Here is a 20394-nt window from a genome sequence, read left to right as displayed (position 1 = left end):
ACGGACCAAACCGACACAACTGAATTCGGTTTGGAACTAACCATAATTTTTAGGAGCAAAAAAATGGTACTAGTAGGTCGTCAAGCCCCTGATTTTACTGCAGCAGCTGTTCTAGGTAACGGTGAAATCGTTGAAAACTTCAACTTTGCAGAGTTCACTAAAGGTAAGAAAGCAGTAGTATTCTTCTACCCACTAGATTTCACTTTCGTTTGCCCATCTGAGCTAATCGCATTCGACAACCGTCTAGCTGATTTCCAAGCTAAAGGTGTTGAAGTAATCGGCGTTTCTATCGATTCTCAGTTCTCTCACAACGCATGGCGTAACACTGCTATCGAAGATGGCGGTATCGGTCAAGTTAAGTACCCACTAGTTGCTGACGTTAAGCACGAAATCTGTAAAGCTTACGACGTTGAGCACCCAGAAGCAGGCGTTGCTTTCCGTGGTTCTTTCCTAATCGACGAAGAAGGCGTTGTACGTCACCAAGTAGTTAACGACCTACCACTAGGCCGTAACATCGACGAAATGCTACGCATGGTTGACGCTCTTAACTTCCACCAGAAGCACGGCGAAGTATGTCCTGCACAATGGGAAGAAGGTAAAGCAGGTATGGACGCATCTCCAAAAGGTGTTGCAGCGTTCCTATCTGAGCACGCAGCTGACCTAGGCAAAAAATAATAGACCTTCACCCTAGCTCAACGGGTGTGATGGTTGGATGTATATAAAGCAAAAAGCTAATGCGGAAAACCGCAAACGCCAATCAGTCTAAGTAAAGTCCTATCAAAGCCCAGAGCAAATGCTCTGGGCTTTCTTTTACCTTCAGATAAACCGCCAAAATGAGGTAACGCTTCAGCGTAAACTTTACCTCTATTTATCATCCCCTCCATACAGATTCTGCTTACTGGCCCTGTTAATATCTTAGCCACAACACTTATTTGTAACGTTAGCAGGATGAATGAACGTGGTTACTCACCTAGAAGTCTGTACTGATAATATTGAATCTCTGCACTACGCCATTGCTGGCGGCGCCACTCGGATTGAACTTTGCTCCTCTTTGGCTTTAGGCGGACTAACACCCAGTTATGGCTTTATGCAGCAAGCAGCTAAGCTTTCGAGTGTTCCAGTTTATGCCATGATCCGCCCACGCCAAGGTGACTTCTTCTACAATGCAGAAGAGATCGAAATGATGCGTTGGGATATTGAAGCAGCTCACCAATCAGGCTTGAGCGGTGTCGTGTTCGGCGTGCTCACTCAAGACGGTGATATTCATATGCCTTACGCGGCTGCGCTGTGTGAACTTGCTCAAGCGCTTGGCTTAGGCGTGACCTTCCATCGTGCCTTTGACCAGTGTCGTGACGCTGAAAAAGCTTTGGAAGAAGTGATCAGCTTAGGTTGTGAACGTATTTTAACCTCCGGTCTTGCGCCTTCAGCACCACAAGGGATCGATGTGCTTAGAGCTTTGGTTAAGCAAGCCCAAGGACGCATTGCAATCATGGCGGGTGCTGGCGTTAATGCGAGTAACGTACGTGCGTTAGTAGAAGACACTCAAGTTCCTGAAATCCATCTGTCAGGCAAAACGACTCGACCTAGTAATATGAACTTTATTGCTGAACAAAGCAAAATGGGCGCAACTGATATCGATGATTTCTTAATCCCCATCACAAGTACACAAGCCATTACCGATGTCGTAGCAGCTCTCAAATAGACGACCGTAACCTCACACGCATAGCTTTTGAGTGCTAACATATTGTTTATCAAGGAGTGAGGAAAGGTGTATGTCTAAATTGAAGAAAAAGGAATACGAAAAGGAGCTCAAAAACCTTCAAGTTGAGCTCGTAAAACTTCAAGAGTGGGTCAAACACAAAGGGTTAAAAGTGGTGGTTCTGTTTGAAGGCCGTGATGCTGCGGGCAAAGGCGGGGTGATTAAACGCATCACAGAAAAGCTAAACCCGCGTGTTTGTCGCGTGGTAGCTCTGCCTGCACCGACAGAAAAAGAAAAAACGCAATGGTACTTCCAACGTTACGTCGCTCATTTGCCATCTGCTGGTGAAATCGTGTTATTTGACCGAAGTTGGTATAACCGAGCAGGTGTCGAAAAAGTCATGGGGTTCTGTACGCCTGATGAATACGAAGAGTTTTTACGCTCTTGTCCTGAATTCGAAAGAATGTTGCAACGCTCAGGGATTATTCTGATTAAGTATTGGTTTTCGGTTTCAGACGAAGAGCAGGAAAAACGTTTTCTAGGTCGAATTAATACGCCGATCAAACGTTGGAAATTCAGCCCAATGGATTTGGAGTCACGTCATCGCTGGGCGGAGTATTCGGAAGCAAAAGATAAGATGTTTGCCTATACAGACACGAAAAACTGCCCTTGGTGGGTCGTCCCCTCTGACTCGAAAAAGAAAGCGCGCTTGAACTGCATCAGTCATTTACTTAGCCAGATTGATTACAAAGCACTTGAGTACCCACCGATTGAATTACCCGATCTCAATAAAGAAGGTAATGTCAGAGCGCCCATTGATGATCAGACCTTCGTGCCCGATAAATATTGATGTACTTTCCCTCTCCCTAATAAATAGACCAGCCTAAAAGCTGGTCTATTTATTGAAATCAGTTACTTCAGTACGTCATCAATGCTTTGATCACCTAGATGGCGTACATCTTTCCCTTTCACGAAGTAAATAATGTATTCACAGATGTTCTGGCAACGGTCCCCCACGCGTTCAATCGCGCGTGCAGACCACATCACTTGCAGAATATTGGGGATATTTTTTGGATCTTCCATCATGTAGGTCATCAACTGACGAATCACCGCTTCATACTCGGCGTCTAGTTTGTCATCTTGTTTGTGCACCTCTGCTGCCGCTTCTACATCCATGCGGGCAAACGCATCCAAAACCTGATGCAGCATATTAATTGCCTGACGGCAGAGAGGCTCTAACGACACTTGGAACTGTCGTTCTTTTGATGATGGGCTTTCAATGGCAACGTAAGCAATGCGTGTCGCCACGTCACCGATACGTTCTAAATCAGTGATCGTTTTGATGATAGCCATGATTAAGCGCAAGTCTTTTGCCGTTGGCTGACGCTTAGCAATAATGCGTGTGCAGGCGTCATCGATCGAGACTTCCATCGCATTCACTTTATGATCGTCACGCACAACCTTACGCGCCAGTTCGATATCTTCTTTATGCAAGGCTTGAATAGCATACGAAAGCTGCTGTTCTACCAAGCCACCCATGGTTAATACATGAGTACGAATCGATTCTAGCTCTACGTTAAATTGTCCTGAAATATGACGTCCAAAGTGCATGATGTTCCTTATTCCGTATAGAGTCGCGACTTAACCGTATCGACCCGTAATGTAATCTTCGGTCTGTTTCTTCATTGGCGAAGTGAAGATCGAGTCCGCGTCAGAGTATTCAATTAACTTACCCATATGAATGAATGCGGTGTGATCACTCACTCGCGCCGCTTGCTGCATGTTATGGGTAACGATAACGACAGTATATTGAGTCTTAAGCTCATTGATAAGCTCTTCAATAGTTAAAGTTGAGATTGGATCCAACGCTGATGTCGGCTCATCCAATAACAGGACTTCCGGCTCAATCGCCACCGCACGCGCAATGACCAAGCGCTGTTGCTGACCACCAGATAAACCAAATGCGTTCTCATGCAAGCGGTCTTTTACCTCATCCCACAACGCCGCCGAGCGCAAGGATCGCTCCACTGCGTCATCTAAACTGCGGCTGTTTTTTACACCTTGTAAGCGTAAGCCATAAACTACATTTTCATAAATAGACTTAGGAAATGGATTGGGTCTTTGAAACACCATCCCCACTCGGCGTCGAAGTGTCGCAACATCGACATTAGGATGATAAACATTCTTGCCATGTAGACGGACTTTACCTGTGACTCGACACCCTTCTACTAAGTCGTTCATGCGATTGATGCAACGTAATAACGTCGACTTTCCACACCCTGAAGGACCGATAAAAGCGGTGACTCGCCCTTTGGGAATTCGCATCGAAATATCATGCAGCGCCTGAGTTTGACCATAGAACAGATTAAGGTTCTCGATTGAGATTGCTGTTTGTTCATCCGTTAAATTATGAACGTCCAATGGTGGCTCATAACCTAATGTACTATCAAAATTAAACATACTTAATCTTGTCCTAACGTTCTGTATTTTTCTCGTAAATTATTGCGAATACTGATTGCTGTTAAGTTTAGCCCGACAATCACTGTCACGAGTAAGAAAGAGGTGGCATAAACTAATGGTCGCGCCGCTTCGATGTTGGAGGTTTGAAAGCCAACATCGTAAATGTGAAAACCTAAATGCATGAACTTTCTATCCAAATGCACATAAGGGAATTGCCCGTCAACCGGTAAACTGGATGCCAATTTCACGACCCCCACCAGCATCAGTGGCGCTACTTCGCCAGCTGCACGCGCAATCGCAAGGATCAGCCCTGTGATAATAGCTGGCGTCGCCATAGGCAAAACCACACGCCATAGTGTTTCGAACTGAGTTGCACCAAGCGCCAGAGAACCATGTCGTACTGAACTAGGAATACGAGTTAAACCTTCTTCTGTTGTCACAATCACAACTGGAAGCGTCAGCACGGCAAGAGTTAGTGCAGACCACAACAAACCCGGAGTACCAAAGGTTGGTGCCGGTAGCTTCTCCGCATAGAATACGTTGTCGATAGAGGCACCAATCGTATAAACGAAGAAACCTAAACCAAACACGCCATAAACAATCGATGGAACACCCGCTAGGTTTATAACCGCAATACGAATAACTCTGGTTAGAGCGTTATTCTTAGCGTATTCATGTAGATAGATAGCGGCGATCACCCCGAGTGGCATCACAATGATCGACATGATGAGTACTAAGAAAACCGTACCAAATATCGCAGGGAACACGCCTCCTTCAGAGTTCGACTCTCTTGGATCTTCAGATAAAAACTTCCAAACCTGCTTCCCCCAGTGCATGACTTTATCAGGCAGTGACATTTGGTTTGGGTACCAGTAGTCCAAAATGTCTTCGAGCGGAATCGATACTTGTGAGCCCGTCATATCCTCGACAATCAGGGCATAGCCAGAAAGCTGTAATCGTAAGCCATCAAGCTGTAAATCTAACGTCGCCAGAGCTTTCTCTATCCGCTCTTTTTTCGTCTGGTTTTCCTTTAAGAAGCTTTCTGTCAGCGTTTCATTCAACTCATGCTTGCGCTTTTCTAATCGCAACTGCTCTAGCTTCCAACCAAGCTCTTTAAGCTGATCGACAACCAAAGAGTCAATCTCATGGCGCAGATTTTCTGCATCATCCAGTTTTTTGTTCAAGATTGATTGAATATCGTTGGTGTATAAGTTATCTCCATCCTGAAACGCCACCAGCTTACCAAAAAAGTAACCGCCACTACTGCGCTCGATCACTGCCCACTCTTTTGGCGTCGTGGGGTCATCCAACTGCATTTGCAATACGGAGATAAAATCAGCAGGATACAACTCTCGGTTGGCGATTTTGATACTGAGTCGCGTAGCAAAGTCTTCATCGTCTTCTAATTGCTGCGCCGCGCTTTCAGGCAGATAACTCTTCGGTACAAAACTGCGTTCATACACTTGACCAATCAGAATAGTATTTTCATGTAGCACTTCGCCTTGCACAGGGGTCAACGCTGCAACATTCCACTGATACAAAGGAGCTGGCCAAAAGTAAGTCAGGCCTTTCCAGCCGATAAGGAGTAACAACCCTAATACCGACAACAAACTGATGCTGACTGCACCGCCTGTTAGCCATATCCACGGTGCGCCAGAACGAATCCAATTTAACACGTTATTACTCGCTCTTTATTCAAACCATTATTACAACGCACGGTACTTATCTCTCAGTCTCTGACGAACCCACTCCGCAAGCGCGTTTACTGCAAACGTAAACACAAACAAAATCAATGCAGCTAGGAACAGCAGGCGATAATGCGAACTTCCAACTTCCGACTCTGGCAACTCAACGGCGATGGTCGCCGACAGGCTGCGCAATCCTTCCAAAATATTCCAATCCATTAATGGCGTATTGCCCGTTGCCATTAACACAATCATGGTTTCGCCAACAGCGCGTCCCAGGCCCATCATAATGGCAGAAAAAATACCTGGGCTTGCAGTAAGCAAGACAACATAGATTAAAGTTTGCCAAGGCGTGGCCCCTAATGCCAAAGAGCCATCCGATAAATGCTTCGGTACAGAGAAAATGGCATCTTCGGCGATGGTAAAAATCGTCGGGATAACAGCAAACCCCATCGCTAACCCCACCACCAATGCATTGCGTTGATCGTAACCAATACCATGCTCGGTTAAGAATAAGCGCATATCGCCACCAAAGAACGTCTGCTCAATCGTAGGCGAAATCCACACGCCAAGCCCAATCAGTACCAATATGACAGGCATGAGCACTAAAGCATGCCAACCATTAGGCAGACGATTACGCAAAGGTTGCGGTATTAATGCCCATAGCCCGCCCATAATCATGGTGCTCAAGGGCAAAACAAACAGCATGACGACGATCGTAATCAGGTGATCTTCGACAATAGGCGCGAACCACAGCCCCGCTAGGAAACCAATGATCACCGTCGGCAGTGCTTCCATTAGCTCAATCGACGGTTTTACGACACGACGCATGCGTGGCGACATAAAGTACGCCGTATAAATAGCACCTAGCACTGCGAGCGGTACTGAGAACAGCATCGCAAACATTGCCGCTTTTATCGTCCCGAACGCAATAGGTACTAGGCTGAACTTAGCCTCAAAGTTATCGCTCGCCGAAGTCGATTGCCACACAAATTCAGGCTCAGGATACCCTTCGTACCACACTTCTTGCCATAATGAGGACAAGGAAATTTCCGGATAGGCATTGTCCACTTCCGCAACATTTAACTCATTACTTTGCCAAGTGATTAAGTAGCGTTCATTGTTGGACATTGCTGCGATTGCGGGCGCTTGATTGTAAGCACGCTTAAACAACACCAGTTTTTCACTGGTTGTATAATGGCTTTGCAACGTGCCGTTGGTGTAAAAGCTATAAAATCCTTTTCGATGAGAATCCGGCAACAAATACTTAAGCTCTGATGCCAATTTAAAATCACGAATATGCGTTAACGTGCGTCTCTCTTCTTGCAGCGTATCAAACCATTGCGACACCCGACCATCGTTGTGTGTCACCAAAAGCGAGTAAGCACCAGCCAGTAGGTCCATTGTACGAACGGAGTGCTTCTTATCACCTTGAGTGAGGTCGACCACCTCTCGCACAGCAAATTTACGTGCGGTTTTCTTTAACACGATCAACTCAGAGCCATCGCGCAAATAAAGCGTTTCACCATCAGGTGTCAATAACATTTGCTGAGGGGCATCAAAGCCTGAAGAGAACGTAAAATCGATCGTTGTCGGAGGCGTCCCCAAAGACGAAGCCACTTGCCAACGAGCCTTCACTTCACCGCTTTGTGTCTGCCAAACAATTGTTGGTAACGGCGTTGAAGCTGCAAACACAAACTGAGTCACAGGATCTTGAGGCGTACTCAGCGTCAGATCCATGCTGGTGTCTAGCTCAATCACTTCCGGTGGACGTGTATTTTCTCTCAACGTGGCATTAAATTCAGGCTTGAAAAGGTGCGCTTTACCCTGCCCATCAACAAACCCATACCAACCTAGTCCAGGAGCCGATTGAGAGAAAGCGACGGGTTCCTGGACAATTTGCTGTTTATACACCGCAGGCTTCGTAGGATCGTCCATCGACAAATATTGAATCTCACCACTTTGGGTTAGAACGAACGCGAGCTGAGCGTAATCATCCACCGAAATCGCCAGTGGTGTTTCAATATGGGAGGCTCGAATGGCTTGGTTGGTTTTGATCTCCGCATCAGAAAAAAGCGGAATGATCACCATGGCGAGGTAGACAAAGATCAAAATAAGCGCCGCGAGTACGCCGACACCACCGGATGTCACTGCAAGTCGAACTAAACGATCTTTTATCAGTCGTTTCTTATCTTTTTCCTGCAATGAAAACTCGGCTTGTGCCATTTAAATATCTACCTTTTTTGACTTAGTACTAGAATATGTCGTTAAGATGACAATTATATTACAGATCACATTAAACACCTGAAAAGAATACAACTCTTATGCAATGCGTGGTATGAAATAAATCTGTAATGAAAATCTCATAATGTTCTCACTCATCCATTTTTCCAAGATGAGTACGTATTACTTCACTTTTGGCTAGGTAAGGTTATGAGCGCAGAAAAACTATATATAGAAAAAGAACTTAGTTGGTTGTCTTTCAACGAACGAGTATTACAAGAAGCTGCCGATAAAACCGTCCCTTTGATCGAACGTATTCGCTTTCTTGGGATCTTTTCCAACAATTTAGATGAATTTTACAAAGTACGCTTTGCGGACGTGAAGCGCAGAATCCTAATCAGCCAAGAGCGCGGTGGCAGTGATAGCCCTAAACGACTGTTAACCAAAATGCAGTCGAAAGCACTCAAGCTTAACGAACAATTTGATGAGCTTTACAGCGAATTGATTCGAGAAATGGCGCGACGTCGCATTTTCTTGGTCAACGAACAACAACTGGATGAATCGCAACAAAAGTGGATCGCGAAATACTTCCGTAGAGAGGTCATGCCGCATATCACTCCTCTGCTAATGAAAGATGAGATCGATGTTCTGCAATTTCTCAAAGACGAGTACGCTTACATCGCTGTAGAGCTACGTAAAGAAGAGCATTACCAGTACGCTTTGATCGAAATTCCGACCGATCACCTTCCCCGCTTTGTGATGGTACCAGAACAGAAAGGAAAGCGTCGAAAAACCATCATCTTACTTGATAATATTATCCGCCACTGTTTGGATGAGCTGTTCAAAGGCTTTTTTGATTATGATGAGCTTAGCGGCTATGCGATGAAAATGACGCGTGACGCCGAATACGATTTACGCAACGAAATCGAATACAGCTTGCTCGAACAAATGTCGGAAGGTGTCAATCAGCGACTGACAGCAAAGCCCGTTCGCTTCGTCTACGAACGTGATATGCCGCCCCAAATGCTAGAGTTTCTTTGTAACAAGCTCAATATCTCTAATTACGATAACCTTATCCCCGGCGGCCGCTATCACAATTTTAAAGACTTCATTGCGTTTCCAAATGTTGGGCGAGAGTACCTTGAAAATAAACCGCTTCCGCCAATGAAATGCGCCGATTTCGAAGGTTACGCTAACAGCTTTGATGCGATTAAAGCGAAAGATATTCTACTCTATTACCCCTACCACACTTTTGACCACATTAGTGAGTTGGTGCGCCAAGCCTCCTTCGATCCGAAAGTACTTAGTATCAAGATTAACATTTACCGTGTCGCGAAAGATTCTCGCTTGATGAACTCATTAATTGATGCGGTGCACAACGGCAAAAATGTCACAGTGGTCGTGGAGCTGCAGGCTCGCTTTGATGAAGAAGCCAATATCGAATGGTCAAAAGTGTTGACCGAAGCTGGTGTGCACGTCATCTTCGGAGCGCCTGGCCTTAAGATTCACTCAAAGCTACTGATGATCAGTCGCCGTGAAGGTGAAGAAATTATTCGCTACGCGCACATCGGCACAGGCAACTTCCATGAGAAGACGGCACGAATTTATACCGACTTCTCTCTCCTTACCGCAGATCAAGAAATCACTAACGAAGTTCGTAATGTCTTCGGTTACATTGAGAATCCATATCGCCCAGTGAAGTTCAATCACCTCATGGTATCTCCACGTAATTCTCGTACCCAAATCTACCGCTTAATTGATAATGAAATTGCGAATGCCAAGCTAGGAAAGAAAGCCGCTCTTACGATCAAGGTCAATAACCTAGTCGATAAGGGCATCGTCAATAAGCTATATGGAGCAAGTACGGCGGGAGTGAAAATAAATATGATCATTCGCGGCATGTGCTCATTAGTACCGGGCATTGAGGGGATCAGCGACAATATTCGCATCATCAGTATTGTTGACCGCTTTTTGGAACACCCACGCGTGGTGATTACCCATAACGATGGCGATCCGCAAGTCTATATCTCTTCTGCTGACTGGATGACAAGAAATATCGATCACCGCATTGAGGTGGCGGCGCCAGTCCGTGATCCACGTTTGAAACAGAGAATTATTGATATAACGAATATCCATTTTACCGATACAGTAAAGGCTCGTTTTATAGATAAGGAAATGAGCAACGCTTACGTACCACGAGGTAATCGCAAAAAAGTTCGTTCTCAAATCGCTATCTATGACTATCTTAAAAATATAGAAAAGCAAACTAGAAAACAAAATTCAGATGCCTCAAATACTTGAACAAGATACTCGCTACATTGCCGCGATAGACCTCGGCTCAAACAGTTTCCACATGGTGGTGGCCAAAGTTGTAGGCAGTGACTTACAACTGGTTAGCCGTCATAAACAGCGTGTTCGCTTAGCATCAGGACTCGACAGTGAATTGAACTTAAGTCATTCCGCGATGGAACGTGCGTTAGAGTGCTTAGCCATGTTCGCAGAGAGACTGCAAGGGCTTGATGAGTCGAATGTGCGTATCGCCGCGACACACACACTAAGACGCGCTAAAAATGCTCATCTATTCATTGAGCGTGCGAAAGAAGTGATGCCCTTCCCAATAGAAATCATCCCAGGGGAAGAAGAAGCCCGCTTGATTTACTTAGGTGTCGCTCACACTCAAGTAGAGTCAAACTCCAAGTTGGTCGTTGATATTGGCGGCGGCAGTACCGAAATGATCATTGGACAAGAGTTTGAACCTGAGCTTCTCAACAGTAAACAGATGGGATGCGTCAGCTTTACAGAGCAATATTTTAAAAACGGCAAACTGTCTGGGAAAAACTTCAATAAAGCGATGTTAGCCGCCGAGCAAAAACTCGAGTCCATCGCTTCAGCATACCGTAAAAAAGGCTGGGATATCGTGCTCGGCTCATCAGGAACCATCAAAGCGATTCAAGAAGTGCTAGTAGGATTAGGTTTTGAAGATGGCCTGATCACCGCGAAGAGACTGGACACGCTTATTGAAACTCTGTGTAATTTTGATTCAATTGAAGAGATTGAACTGACAGGTTTAACAGAAGAACGTAAGCCCGTATTCGCGGCAGGCGTGGCGATTTTGTCCGCCATTTTCAAAGCACTTCGCATTGAGCAGATGTTTTTCTCCGATGGTGCTCTGCGCGAAGGTCTGTTGTACGAAATGGAAGAGCGTTTTGCGCGCTCCGATATACGTATGCGCACAACTGAAAATTTAGCCAACAAACACCGGGTTGACTTAGAGCATGCTGCTCGTGTTAAAGGCCATGCACGTGAGATGTTATGTCAGGTGCGCTCTGAACTAGGCATTAAGAAAAAGAGTGAGTTATTTGACTTACTAGAATGGGCAGCATTGCTTCATGAAGTCGGATTAAGTATCAATTTACGTAGCTTCCATCGCCACTCTTTCTATATTCTGTTGCATTCCACTCTACAAGGCTTCAACCGTGAACAGCAATTAGTGCTCGCAACATTAGCCCGCTTCCAACGCAAAGCACTTAAACTGCAAGAACTGCCAGTTTTCAACCTCTACAAACAAAGTGACGTGATAAGCCTCATCAAAATATTACGACTTTCTATCGTATTAAATGGACAGCGTAACGAAGATCCATTGCCTGACATCACTTTATCCATCAAAAATGATGAATGGATTCTTACGTGCACAGATAAAGCATGGCTAGAAAACAACAAATTGCTTCATGCTGATTTACAGGAAGAACAAGAACGTTGGGACAGCGCGAAGTGGACACTCACTTTCTGATCTCGTGCTGTTCATACCTAAACAAAAAGTCGGCTTACAGGCCGACTTTTTTTAACTCTTCTTCTGCAAAATCTGCCGTAATGGGCACATAACCATCTTTCTCAACCAACGCTTGCCCCTGAGCGGAGAAAATAAAGCGAATAAACTCGGCTTCAATTGGTGTTAATGGGTAATCCGGGTGCTTATTCACGTAAACATATAAGTAACGTGATAGTGGGTACTTACCACTAACAATATGTTCTCGCGTTGGCGTCACATAGTCATTCCCCGTTTTTGCCACCGGAACTAAGCGTACGCCTGCTACTCGATAACCAACACCGGAATAACCAATTCCACTGATGGTTGACGCAACAGCTTGCACAACTGACGCGGAGCCTGGCTGCTCGTTAACTCGGGTTTTAAAGTCGCCGCCACATAAGGCATTGCTTTTGAAGTAACCATAAGTTCCAGAAACGGAGTTACGACCAAACAACTGTACGTTTCGCTTTGCCCACTGTGATTCAAGACCGAGTTGCTGCCAGTTTGTGACAAATTGACTTTCACCACAGCGCAGAGTTGCAGAAAACAAAGCATCTAACTGACTAAAGTTGAGCCCTTGAATTGGATTGTCTTGATGGACAAAAATACCGATAGCATCGATCGCAACCCTAAGCGCCGTTGGCTTGTAACCATGTTCACGTTCAAACGCTTCAACCTCTCTTAAACGCATCGGGCGACTCATGGGACCAAACTGAGCTGTTTGTTCGGTCAATGCTGGGGGCGCCGTGGAAGAGCCAGACGCTTGGACTTGCGCATTAATATTCGGGTAAATGGATTTAAACTCTTCAACCCAAAGTGTTGTCATGCCCGCAAGCGTATCGGAGCCGACAGAGAGCAAATTCCCGACAATCCCAGTCGTTTTATGATAATTCGGCAATGGTTTATCTTGAGCAACAGCCATACCGGAGCAAGCAAGAACCAGTAGACTGAACACTTTTGCGACTCTTAATGCCATTATTTCACCACCAAACGTTCAGGCAATACAAAAGAAAACTTACTGCCCACGCCCACTTCACTGTGAATTTCCAAATGAGAATCATGGTGGCTCAGCGCATGTTTCACAATAGCCAACCCTAACCCACTCCCTCCGGTATCGCGTGATCTTGCTTTATCGACGCGATAAAAACGCTCAGTAAGTCGATGGAGGTGCTGAGGCTCTATACCATCACCACTATCCTCCACCTCTAAGCATGCGCCTTGAGATGTCTGGAACCAACGAACATTAATGTTCGCGCCAGGCGGTGTGTATTTGACAGCATTATAAACGAGGTTAGAGATAGCACTACGTAACTGGTCGTCATCGCCCAGTACACGTAGGCTAGCATCAACATCAAATTTCAATTTATGTTGGTTGTCCCCACTAAGGCTGACCGCCTCTTTTTCTAGTACTTCTAGCATCGCAGGTACATTCACGACATCTTCAAGCTCATGCATAGGTGCCGCTTCAATTTTAGATAGCGTCAGTAGTTGGTTCACCAAACTGTTCATGCGGTTGAGCTGCTCCGTCATAACACCATGCGCTTTGCTCCACATTGGGCCCACAACCATGTCAGGATCTTCTGTCATCTCCAAATAACCTTGCAGCACCGTCATTGGTGTACGAAGTTCATGAGAAACGTTAGCAAAGAAGTTGCGGCGCATTCCCTCAAGTTGTTTTAACTGGCTAACATCACGCACCACCATCAAATGTTCACCTTCGGTATACGGTACGATACGTAGTTCTAGCATGCGTTCGACATTGAGTGGTGAGCGCATTTCCAATGGCTCAGAGAAGTCTTTCTTGTTGAGGTACTTGATAAAGTCAGGCGTACGAATGAGGTTGGAGATAGGTTGACCAGAGTCTTCCGGCCAATGGAAACCCAATAAGTGTTGAGCCAGTTTGTTACACCAAACGATATTGCCTTCAGCACGGAACACCACGACGGCATCGGGTAACGATTCCGCACCATTTCTGAATCGGCGAATGAGATTAGTAAGCTCTTTGCGTTTACGGCGTTGGCGCTGCTGTAAGCGATACAAGCCATTGAACAAAGATTCCCAGTTACCGCTACCAGACGGTGGCGTCAGGCGCTTTTCATCCCATAACCAAGAAGATAAACGTACTTGGTTATGCAAATGCCACACAAGCTGCAATGCCGTAGCTGCCAAAAGCAACCACGGCATATAACCGAATATCCAACCTACTATCACCCATGGGGTGTAAAAAAAAGCCAGCTCCCAGGCCAGCTTTTTCCACGTTAATCTTTCAACCACTCATAACTCCAGAAATGGTACCGATAAGCTGCGTGTTAATTTATGCCTTTGTCGAGAAGCGGTATCCAGCACCACGAACAGTTTGGATCAGCTTATCATGACCTGCGGCTTCCAATGCTTTACGCAGGCGGCGAATATGAACATCGACCGTACGATCTTCAACATACACGTTAGTACCCCAAACATTGTTTAATAGCTGCTCACGGCTATACACACGCTCTTGATGCGTCATGAAAAAATGTAGCATTTTAAACTCTGTTGGGCCCATATCTAATGGTGCATCATTAGCCGTGACACGGTGTGATACAGGATCAAGCTTCAATCCCTGCACATCAATTACGTCTTCCAGTGCGGTCGGGGTTACACGACGAATCACCGCTTTTAAACGGGCAACCAACTCTTTAGGAGAAAATGGCTTAGTAATGTAGTCATCCGCACCGACTTCTAAACCGCGCACTTTATCTTCTTCTTCACCACGAGCGGTAAGCATCACAACTGGAATGTTGCGCGTTAATTCCTCTCGCTTCATATGCTTGATGAAGTTAATGCCGCTGCCTCCTGGTAACATCCAATCCAGTAAAACTAAATCAGGGAAGGGTTCAGCCAGTTTGGTTACTGCAGTATCGTAATCTTCCGCTTCTACCGCTTGGTAACCTTTCTGCTCAAGTACGAAGCACAGCATTTCGCGAATAGGAGCTTCGTCTTCAACAACCAGAATCCTTCTAGACATAATTGAGTAACCTTATGTTCGTTGAGCTAATGAATTTAAGAGACAAAGCGCCTCTCTATGCATAAGCATTATCACTACCAATTATGACACTTTTGTGACCTTTGAAAACAAATTTTCATATAACTTTCTTTTGAGGTTCATTCGGATATTTTTCATTTCTATTAAGACATCAGCACAAAAATTCCCTATGATTAGTCCCTTGTCATCAAGCCTAGAGAAGATTTATGTGGTTTAAAAACTGTCTGGTATACCGCGTTAACCGCGAGGTTACTTTCAACGCCGAACAACTAGAAACTCAACTGTCTGAATTCCGATTCACCCCATGTGGCAGTCAAGATAAACAGAAATTTGGCTGGGTCAGTGCAATGGGTAGACATGGCGACATGATGACTCACGTGTCAGAAAACCGCATTCTGATTTGCGCCAAGAAAGAAGAGAAAATGCTACCTGCCTCAGTGATCAAAGAGTCATTGAATGCAAAAGTAGAAGCAATGGAAGCGCAAGAAGGTCGTCCTCTGAAGAAGAAAGAGAAAGACAACCTGAAAGATGACATCGTAATGGATTTACTGCCTCGCGCATTTAGCCGCAGCAGCCACACTCACGTGCTCATCATGCCAAAAGAAGGGTTCATCCTTGTTGACGCAAGCAGCTACAAAAAAGCGGAAGACGTATTAGCACTACTTCGTAAAACCATGGGTAGTTTACCTGTTGTTCCTGCCATTCCAGAAGTAGCGATTGAAACAACGCTAACCGAGTGGGTGAAAACGGGCGACACACCTCAAGGTATCACCATGATGGACGAAGCTGAGCTAAAATCCGTGCTTGAAGAAGGTGGCGTGATTCGTTGTAAGAAGCAAGAGCTGACCACAGATGAAATCCGCAACCACATCGCAGCAGATAAAGTCGTAACGAAGCTTGCACTTAATTGGCAAGATCGTATTGAATTCATCATGACAGAAGATGCGGGTATTAAGCGTCTAAAATTCTCTGATGAATTGAAAGATCAAAATGACGATATTCCACGTGAAGATCAAGCAGCTCGATTTGATGCAGACTTCTCTCTGATGTGTGGGGAGTTCAGTGCTTTCCTACCCAACCTATACGATGCGCTAGGCGGCTTACCAAATCCCAACGCTTAATATTGTATAAAGGTTAACCATAACGCCCTCACTTTTTTTGAGGGCGTTTTTCTATCTGAAGCACAATTACCCTAGTCACAGTTCACATTTTGACGTAAAATTTGCGCCCCATTTCCATTAGGTGGAATTGGCCTGACTTGTGATCAGATAAAAGAGAATTGAGCAATGACAACTGAGAAAGCATTCGTACCTGAGCTACTGTCTCCTGCGGGAAGCCTGAAAAACATGCGTTACGCATTCGCCTACGGCGCAGATGCAGTTTACGCTGGCCAACCTCGCTACAGCCTCCGCGTACGTAACAATGAGTTTAACCACGAAAACCTAAAAATCGGTATCGATGAAGCACATGCTCTAGGCAAAAAGCTTTATGTGGTATGTAACATTCAACCACACAACTCGAAGCTAAAAACCTTCATCCGTGATCTTAAACCAATCGTAGAAATGGGTCCTGACGCATTGATCATGTCAGATCCAGGCCTAATCATGATGGTTCGTGAAGCTTTCCCAGAAATGCCAATTCACCTTTCTGTACAAGCAAACGCTGTAAACTGGGCGACTGTTAAGTTCTGGGCAGCGAATGGCGTGGAACGAGTGATCGTTTCTCGCGAGCTATCTCTAGAAGAAATCGAAGAAATTCGTGAGCATTGTCCTGAAACTGAACTTGAAGTATTCGTTCACGGTGCATTATGCATGGCTTATTCTGGTCGTTGCCTACTTTCTGGTTACATAAACAAACGTGATCCTAACCAAGGCACTTGCACCAACGCGTGCCGTTGGGAATACAAAGTGGAAGAAGGCAAAGAAAACGACGCTGGTGATATTGTAGAGAAGTTTGACCCATCTGAAGCACAGCCTGTCGAAGTACAAGACGAACGCCCTGAAACCACAATTGGTCGTGGTAAACCAACGGATGAAGTCGTTCTACTTTCTGAAGCGCACCGTCCAGAAGAAAAAATGGCAGCGTACGAAGATGAACATGGTACTTACATCATGAACTCTAAAGACCTACGTGCGGTACAGCATGTTGAGCGCTTAACTAAGATGGGTGTGCACTCGCTGAAAATCGAAGGTCGTACTAAATCATTCTATTACTGTGCTCGTACTGCACAGGTTTACCGCAAAGCAATTGATGACGCTGTAGCAGGCCGACCATTTGATGAAAGCCTAATGGGTACACTAGAGAGCCTAGCTCACCGTGGCTATACCGAAGGCTTCCTACGTCGTCATACTCACGATACCTACCAAAATTACGATTACGGCTACTCAGTCTCTGATGCTCAACAGTTTGTCGGTGAGTTCACTGGTAAACGTCGTGGTGATATGGCTGAAGTAGAAGTGAAAAACAAATTCCTTGTCGGTGATAGTCTTGAGCTAATGACGCCAAAAGGTAATGTTGTTTTCACGCTAGAAGCGATGGAAAACCGTAAGTCAGAGTCTATTGAGGATGCCAAAGGGAATGGTCACTTCGTCTTCATTCCAGTACCAGCAGATCTAGATTTAGAATACGGTCTATTGATGCGTAACTTGAACTCAGGGCAGGACACCCGTAACCCGACTGGTAAGTAATCATGGCCTTGCTCATTACTGACAAATGCATCAACTGCGACATGTGCGATCCCGAATGCCCCAATGGGGCAATCAGCATGGGAGAAAGCATTTTCGAGATTGACCCAGCTCTATGTACAGAGTGTAAGGGACATTACGAAAAGCCGACCTGTCAGTCAGTGTGTCCGATTACAAAATGCATCATCACAGACCCGGATCATGTAGAAACAGAAGAGCAGTTACTGGAGAAGTTCGTGATTATTCAAGGGTTGGCATAAGAACAAGTAGGTTCAACTTTGGAGACAAAGTTGAACCTTTTTTTAACCCGACTTTTCAATAGGATAGATATTACAAAACAACTCTTTTTCAAAATGAGACTCTAACCTATCTCGCCAATTTTCTGCTTGGGAAACCGGCACAAGATAAAAGTTTTCTCGGCTCGTGTCCGTAACGAAAGCCATTCCATATTGCATCAGCTCGTAATGCACATCATTAACAAATCCGGGATCAAGACGCTGACGTCCTGTCAGGTGATTTACATCAACCCGAGTCAATAAGACCCCTTTCGTTTCACTGCTAAATCTGTGTCTTAACCACTCTGCAAATTCTTTTGCACAAATCATAGTCATGGTTTTATCCTTGATTTACTCTTCTAGCAGGAGAAGTATCCATTCCTGCATCACACACTTGTCTGCCTTGTTATTGCTTCGCTAGCCAACTGACAGACATATTGCTAAGAAACCAAAGTATCGTGACGAAAGATCTTTCTAAACAGAGAAGTTACGACTTATCTATACTACAACTCTTTGTTTAATTTAGATTTCTATATTATGTCACCAAAACTAATTAGGTTAGTTTTTGTATTGGTATTATTCACTGTAGACAAAAGTATGATGTTTCTCCAGTTTCATAAAAGAGATACGTAAGGGAATATAAACCTGTAGAGTCACTCTAGTTAGTAGAGATAAGTGATTGGCATTGCGGTGGAATCGCTTTTTTTCGCTTGGGCTTAGTAATAACTTTCGCAGACGGAGGCTTATCGATAGGCTTAACTTTCGGTCCCCAACTAGCAAGCTCTACCCCGCAACCATCACCAGCGGGAGGCAGAACTTGTTCAACACAATAGCCACTCGACTCAGGACAAGATAACCTGACGTGGAAGTGGTAATGATGCCCCCACCAAGGGCGAACTTTACGTAACCAAGAACGTTCTTTGCCTTCTTCTTGCGAGCAAAGCTGCTCCTTAATGACAGGATGTACAAAAATTCGTGCAACATCCTCACTCTGTGCAGCATATCGAATCAGCCTAAAGTGCCTATCTTCCCAGCGATGGTTAAGTATGGAATAGCCTTTTAAGTCCACCACACTCATTGGCTTAGGGAGTTGTAATTCGTTATAAGAAAGCGGTTGGTCAGCGAGTCTTAACCAGATATCAATATCTAACCCAGTTTGGTGACTAGAATGGCCAGAAGAAAACCTTCCTCCTCGTGGTAAAGACAGATCACCTATAAGCAGCGTTGTGTTGAGATTTTGATGAGCTTGAAGCGCTAGGTTTTCAATAAATTCTATCGTTTTAGGGTGCCCATAGTAGCGTTTCGTTTTACTACGTAAAACTTGATAACCAACGCCATCAAGAGGCAAAGGTAATGCGCCATCCAAACAACCGTTGGCATAACTACCAATAGAGGAAGAAGAGTTTAGGGTAGGGTTAGCAACAGACTCCCAAGGAGTAGAGTATACAGAAGCTGAGAAACATAAACCCAAAGATACAATGAAACTCAGCTTCATAGCTTTTAGCCTTTAGTAGTGTTCGCCATTATCGTAATAAGCTTTAGGGGATAAAGCTGAAAAGATAACTGCAACATCAATATCTGCACCAGCAATACCACGAACTTGCTGTGTAATAAGCTTAGCAACTTTATCTTGTACTTCCTGACCACGGTCAAACCAAAGCACTTCGACAAAAGGATATGCAGCACTCACCTCGCCCTCATTGAAAAACGTAGTGTAGATGTACTCAAAAGTAAAATCCTCACGCGGACAGTCCATCAGAGGCTGAAGTTCATCCGTCAGAGGCTTTGATAGTGCCTGAACAGCTTGCGGCTCTACAGCACGGAATCGAAAATGTGGCATAAACTTACTTCCTAATTATTAGCATTAACTCATGATAATAACAGGAACCAAGTCAGTAATCATCCAAGCCAATGTAACCACTAACCTTTTCTATACACGTCATATAGATCAAGTAGTAAATCAACTAGCTCACTAACGAAGAATAATGGGAGTATGAATAGAGGTAAGAAGGGGTAAAACGATACACCGAAGCTTAGTGACGCAATCTATTGCAAGGAAAAATAGAATGGCTTAAGTCACCGATGTAATATGTTCTTAAGATCAATGTGTATCAGATATCGACAACTATTCGAACTATTCGTTAGAAACGAAAAAGGCTCTGACCTAAGTCAGAGCCTTGAGATATGGCAGGGGTGGAGAGATTCGAACTCCCAACACGCGGATTTGGAATCCGCTGCTCTGCCAATTGGAGCTACACCCCTGCAGTTCGTGTTTAATGAGACGACTCTCAAATAAGTGGCGGAGTGGACGGGACTCGAACCCGCGACCCCCGGCGTGACAGGCCGGTATTCTAACCAACTGAACTACCACTCCGCAGTGGTATCACCCGCTTGTAATCAGCAAGTGTCCAAAATTTAAAGCCTGGCGATGTCCTACTCTCACATGGGGAAGCCCCACACTACCATCGGCGCTATTTCGTTTCACTTCTGAGTTCGGCATGGAAGTCAGGTGGGTCCAAAACGCTATGGTCGCCAAGC

18 protein-coding genes, 2 tRNA genes and 1 rRNA gene are annotated in these 20394 nt (G+C 45.0%); 8 read left to right on the top strand and 13 right to left on the bottom strand.

What is annotated here, in order from left to right:
• The first annotated feature begins 63 nt into the window (after nt 1–63).
• From L3V27_RS19220 to ppk2, 3 genes are all read left to right on the top strand, one after another.
• Nucleotides 64–675 carry a peroxiredoxin C gene (locus L3V27_RS19220; protein WP_005381738.1) on the top strand — a complete coding sequence of 204 codons (612 nt, stop codon included), beginning with the start codon at nt 64–66 and terminating at the stop codon, nt 673–675.
• Between the two features lie 277 nt (nt 676–952).
• Nucleotides 953–1702 (top strand): copper homeostasis protein CutC, encoded by a 750-nt coding sequence (locus L3V27_RS19215; protein WP_237312542.1) that lies wholly within the window; start codon nt 953–955, stop codon nt 1700–1702.
• A 70-nt stretch (nt 1703–1772) separates the two neighbouring features.
• Nucleotides 1773–2549, top strand: coding sequence for a polyphosphate kinase 2 (ppk2, locus tag L3V27_RS19210; RefSeq protein ID WP_237312541.1), 777 nt, complete (start codon nt 1773–1775; stop codon nt 2547–2549).
• 62 nt (nt 2550–2611) lie between these two features.
• Here the strand turns inward: ppk2 and phoU are convergent, their stop codons facing one another.
• Genes phoU through L3V27_RS19190 form a run of 4 tightly spaced genes read right to left on the bottom strand, consistent with a single transcriptional unit; the run spans nt 2612 to nt 8070 of the window.
• Nucleotides 2612–3310 carry a phosphate signaling complex protein PhoU gene (gene phoU, locus L3V27_RS19205; RefSeq protein WP_005381744.1) on the bottom strand — a complete coding sequence of 233 codons (699 nt, stop codon included), beginning with the start codon at nt 3308–3310 and terminating at the stop codon, nt 2612–2614.
• A gap of 30 nt (nt 3311–3340) precedes the next feature.
• On the bottom strand, nt 3341–4159 hold the full coding sequence (gene pstB / locus L3V27_RS19200) for a phosphate ABC transporter ATP-binding protein PstB (protein WP_005381745.1): 819 nt from the start codon (nt 4157–4159) through the stop codon (nt 3341–3343).
• 2 nt (nt 4160–4161) lie between these two features.
• Complete coding sequence (gene pstA, locus L3V27_RS19195; RefSeq protein ID WP_237312540.1) at nt 4162–5835, bottom strand: phosphate ABC transporter permease PstA; 1674 nt, start codon at nt 5833–5835, stop codon at nt 4162–4164.
• A 30-nt stretch (nt 5836–5865) separates the two neighbouring features.
• Nucleotides 5866–8070 (bottom strand): ABC transporter permease subunit, encoded by a 2205-nt coding sequence (locus L3V27_RS19190; RefSeq protein ID WP_145532433.1) that lies wholly within the window; start codon nt 8068–8070, stop codon nt 5866–5868.
• 207 nt (nt 8071–8277) lie between these two features.
• On the opposite strand from L3V27_RS19190, the gene ppk1 reads away from it, so the two are divergent.
• On the top strand, nt 8278–10368 hold the full coding sequence (gene ppk1, locus L3V27_RS19185; protein ID WP_005391598.1) for a polyphosphate kinase 1: 2091 nt from the start codon (nt 8278–8280) through the stop codon (nt 10366–10368).
• Nucleotides 10352–11857, top strand: a complete 1506-nt coding sequence (ppx, locus tag L3V27_RS19180; protein ID WP_237312539.1) for an exopolyphosphatase — start codon at nt 10352–10354, stop codon at nt 11855–11857. The genes ppk1 and ppx overlap by 17 nt, the downstream gene beginning before the upstream one ends.
• Nucleotides 11858–11891: 34 nt before the next feature.
• Here ppx and L3V27_RS19175 read toward each other — a convergent pair whose 3' ends face one another.
• Genes L3V27_RS19175 through phoB form a run of 3 tightly spaced genes read right to left on the bottom strand, consistent with a single transcriptional unit; the run spans nt 11892 to nt 14879 of the window.
• On the bottom strand, nt 11892–12851 hold the full coding sequence (locus L3V27_RS19175; RefSeq protein ID WP_237312538.1) for a phosphate ABC transporter substrate-binding protein PstS family protein: 960 nt from the start codon (nt 12849–12851) through the stop codon (nt 11892–11894).
• Nucleotides 12851–14149 carry a phosphate regulon sensor histidine kinase PhoR gene (phoR, locus tag L3V27_RS19170; RefSeq protein WP_048626037.1) on the bottom strand — a complete coding sequence of 433 codons (1299 nt, stop codon included), beginning with the start codon at nt 14147–14149 and terminating at the stop codon, nt 12851–12853. The genes L3V27_RS19175 and phoR overlap by 1 nt, the downstream gene beginning before the upstream one ends.
• 40 nt (nt 14150–14189) lie before the next feature.
• Entirely contained in the window at nt 14190–14879 is a 690-nt protein-coding gene (gene phoB, locus L3V27_RS19165) for a phosphate regulon transcriptional regulator PhoB (protein WP_005381752.1), read from the bottom strand.
• Between the two features lie 224 nt (nt 14880–15103).
• Here phoB and rdgC point away from each other — a divergent pair, with 224 nt between their 5' ends.
• The 3 genes from rdgC (at nt 15104) to L3V27_RS19150 (ending at nt 17841) form a co-directional block, all read left to right on the top strand.
• The gene (gene rdgC / locus L3V27_RS19160) at nt 15104–16018 is read left to right on the top strand and encodes a recombination-associated protein RdgC (protein WP_005391604.1); all 915 of its coding nucleotides are present in this window, start codon (nt 15104–15106) and stop codon (nt 16016–16018) included.
• A 165-nt stretch (nt 16019–16183) separates the two neighbouring features.
• On the top strand, nt 16184–17584 hold the full coding sequence (gene yegQ, locus L3V27_RS19155; RefSeq protein ID WP_006741904.1) for a tRNA 5-hydroxyuridine modification protein YegQ: 1401 nt from the start codon (nt 16184–16186) through the stop codon (nt 17582–17584).
• 2 nt (nt 17585–17586) lie between these two features.
• Nucleotides 17587–17841, top strand: a complete 255-nt coding sequence (locus L3V27_RS19150; RefSeq protein ID WP_031780214.1) for a YfhL family 4Fe-4S dicluster ferredoxin — start codon at nt 17587–17589, stop codon at nt 17839–17841.
• 42 nt (nt 17842–17883) lie between these two features.
• On the opposite strand, the gene L3V27_RS19145 is transcribed toward L3V27_RS19150, so the two are convergent.
• The 6 genes from L3V27_RS19145 to rrf form a co-directional block, all read right to left on the bottom strand.
• Nucleotides 17884–18192, bottom strand: coding sequence for a hypothetical protein (locus tag L3V27_RS19145; RefSeq protein ID WP_005391608.1), 309 nt, complete (start codon nt 18190–18192; stop codon nt 17884–17886).
• Nucleotides 18193–18514: 322 nt separating this feature from the next.
• On the bottom strand, nt 18515–19351 hold the full coding sequence (mepA, locus tag L3V27_RS19140) for a penicillin-insensitive murein endopeptidase (protein ID WP_237312536.1): 837 nt from the start codon (nt 19349–19351) through the stop codon (nt 18515–18517).
• 12 nt (nt 19352–19363) lie between these two features.
• Complete coding sequence (locus L3V27_RS19135) at nt 19364–19696, bottom strand: DUF1904 domain-containing protein (protein ID WP_005391613.1); 333 nt, start codon at nt 19694–19696, stop codon at nt 19364–19366.
• 345 nt (nt 19697–20041) lie between these two features.
• Nucleotides 20042–20118: transfer RNA gene (locus L3V27_RS19130), tRNA-Trp, on the bottom strand.
• A gap of 35 nt (nt 20119–20153) precedes the next feature.
• Nucleotides 20154–20230: transfer RNA gene (locus L3V27_RS19125), tRNA-Asp, on the bottom strand.
• A 46-nt stretch (nt 20231–20276) separates the two neighbouring features.
• Nucleotides 20277–20393, bottom strand: a 5S ribosomal RNA gene (gene rrf, locus L3V27_RS19120).
• Nucleotide 20394 lies beyond the last annotated feature (1 nt).

This window comes from Vibrio sp. J2-3(2022), from assembly GCF_021725735.1.
Classification (GTDB): Bacteria; Pseudomonadota; Gammaproteobacteria; order Enterobacterales; family Vibrionaceae; genus Vibrio; species Vibrio diabolicus.
The sequence above is the reverse complement of the archived record's forward strand: the minus strand, read 5'-3'. Positions and strand labels throughout refer to the sequence as shown.

Bases quoted from the DNA above. Each gene is read 5' to 3' on its own strand.
- ppk2 (WP_237312541.1), top strand. From the start codon at position 1,773: ATGTCTAAATTGAAGAAAAAGGAATACGAAAAGGAGCTCAAAAACCTT.
- rdgC (WP_005391604.1), top strand. From the start codon at position 15,104: ATGTGGTTTAAAAACTGTCTGGTATACCGCGTTAACCGCGAGGTTACT.
- L3V27_RS19215 (WP_237312542.1), top strand. From the start codon at position 953: ATGAACGTGGTTACTCACCTAGAAGTCTGTACTGATAATATTGAATCT.
- L3V27_RS19190 (WP_145532433.1), bottom strand. From the start codon at position 8,070: ATGGCACAAGCCGAGTTTTCATTGCAGGAAAAAGATAAGAAACGACTG.
- L3V27_RS19220 (WP_005381738.1), top strand. From the start codon at position 64: ATGGTACTAGTAGGTCGTCAAGCCCCTGATTTTACTGCAGCAGCTGTT.
- mepA (WP_237312536.1), bottom strand. From the start codon at position 19,351: ATGAAGCTGAGTTTCATTGTATCTTTGGGTTTATGTTTCTCAGCTTCT.
- phoB (WP_005381752.1), bottom strand. From the start codon at position 14,879: ATGTCTAGAAGGATTCTGGTTGTTGAAGACGAAGCTCCTATTCGCGAA.
- pstB (WP_005381745.1), bottom strand. From the start codon at position 4,159: ATGTTTAATTTTGATAGTACATTAGGTTATGAGCCACCATTGGACGTT.
- L3V27_RS19135 (WP_005391613.1), bottom strand. From the start codon at position 19,696: ATGCCACATTTTCGATTCCGTGCTGTAGAGCCGCAAGCTGTTCAGGCA.
- ppx (WP_237312539.1), top strand. From the start codon at position 10,352: ATGCCTCAAATACTTGAACAAGATACTCGCTACATTGCCGCGATAGAC.
- L3V27_RS19145 (WP_005391608.1), bottom strand. From the start codon at position 18,192: ATGACTATGATTTGTGCAAAAGAATTTGCAGAGTGGTTAAGACACAGA.
- yegQ (WP_006741904.1), top strand. From the start codon at position 16,184: ATGACAACTGAGAAAGCATTCGTACCTGAGCTACTGTCTCCTGCGGGA.
- phoU (WP_005381744.1), bottom strand. From the start codon at position 3,310: ATGCACTTTGGACGTCATATTTCAGGACAATTTAACGTAGAGCTAGAA.
- ppk1 (WP_005391598.1), top strand. From the start codon at position 8,278: ATGAGCGCAGAAAAACTATATATAGAAAAAGAACTTAGTTGGTTGTCT.
- L3V27_RS19150 (WP_031780214.1), top strand. From the start codon at position 17,587: ATGGCCTTGCTCATTACTGACAAATGCATCAACTGCGACATGTGCGAT.
- L3V27_RS19175 (WP_237312538.1), bottom strand. From the start codon at position 12,851: ATGGCATTAAGAGTCGCAAAAGTGTTCAGTCTACTGGTTCTTGCTTGC.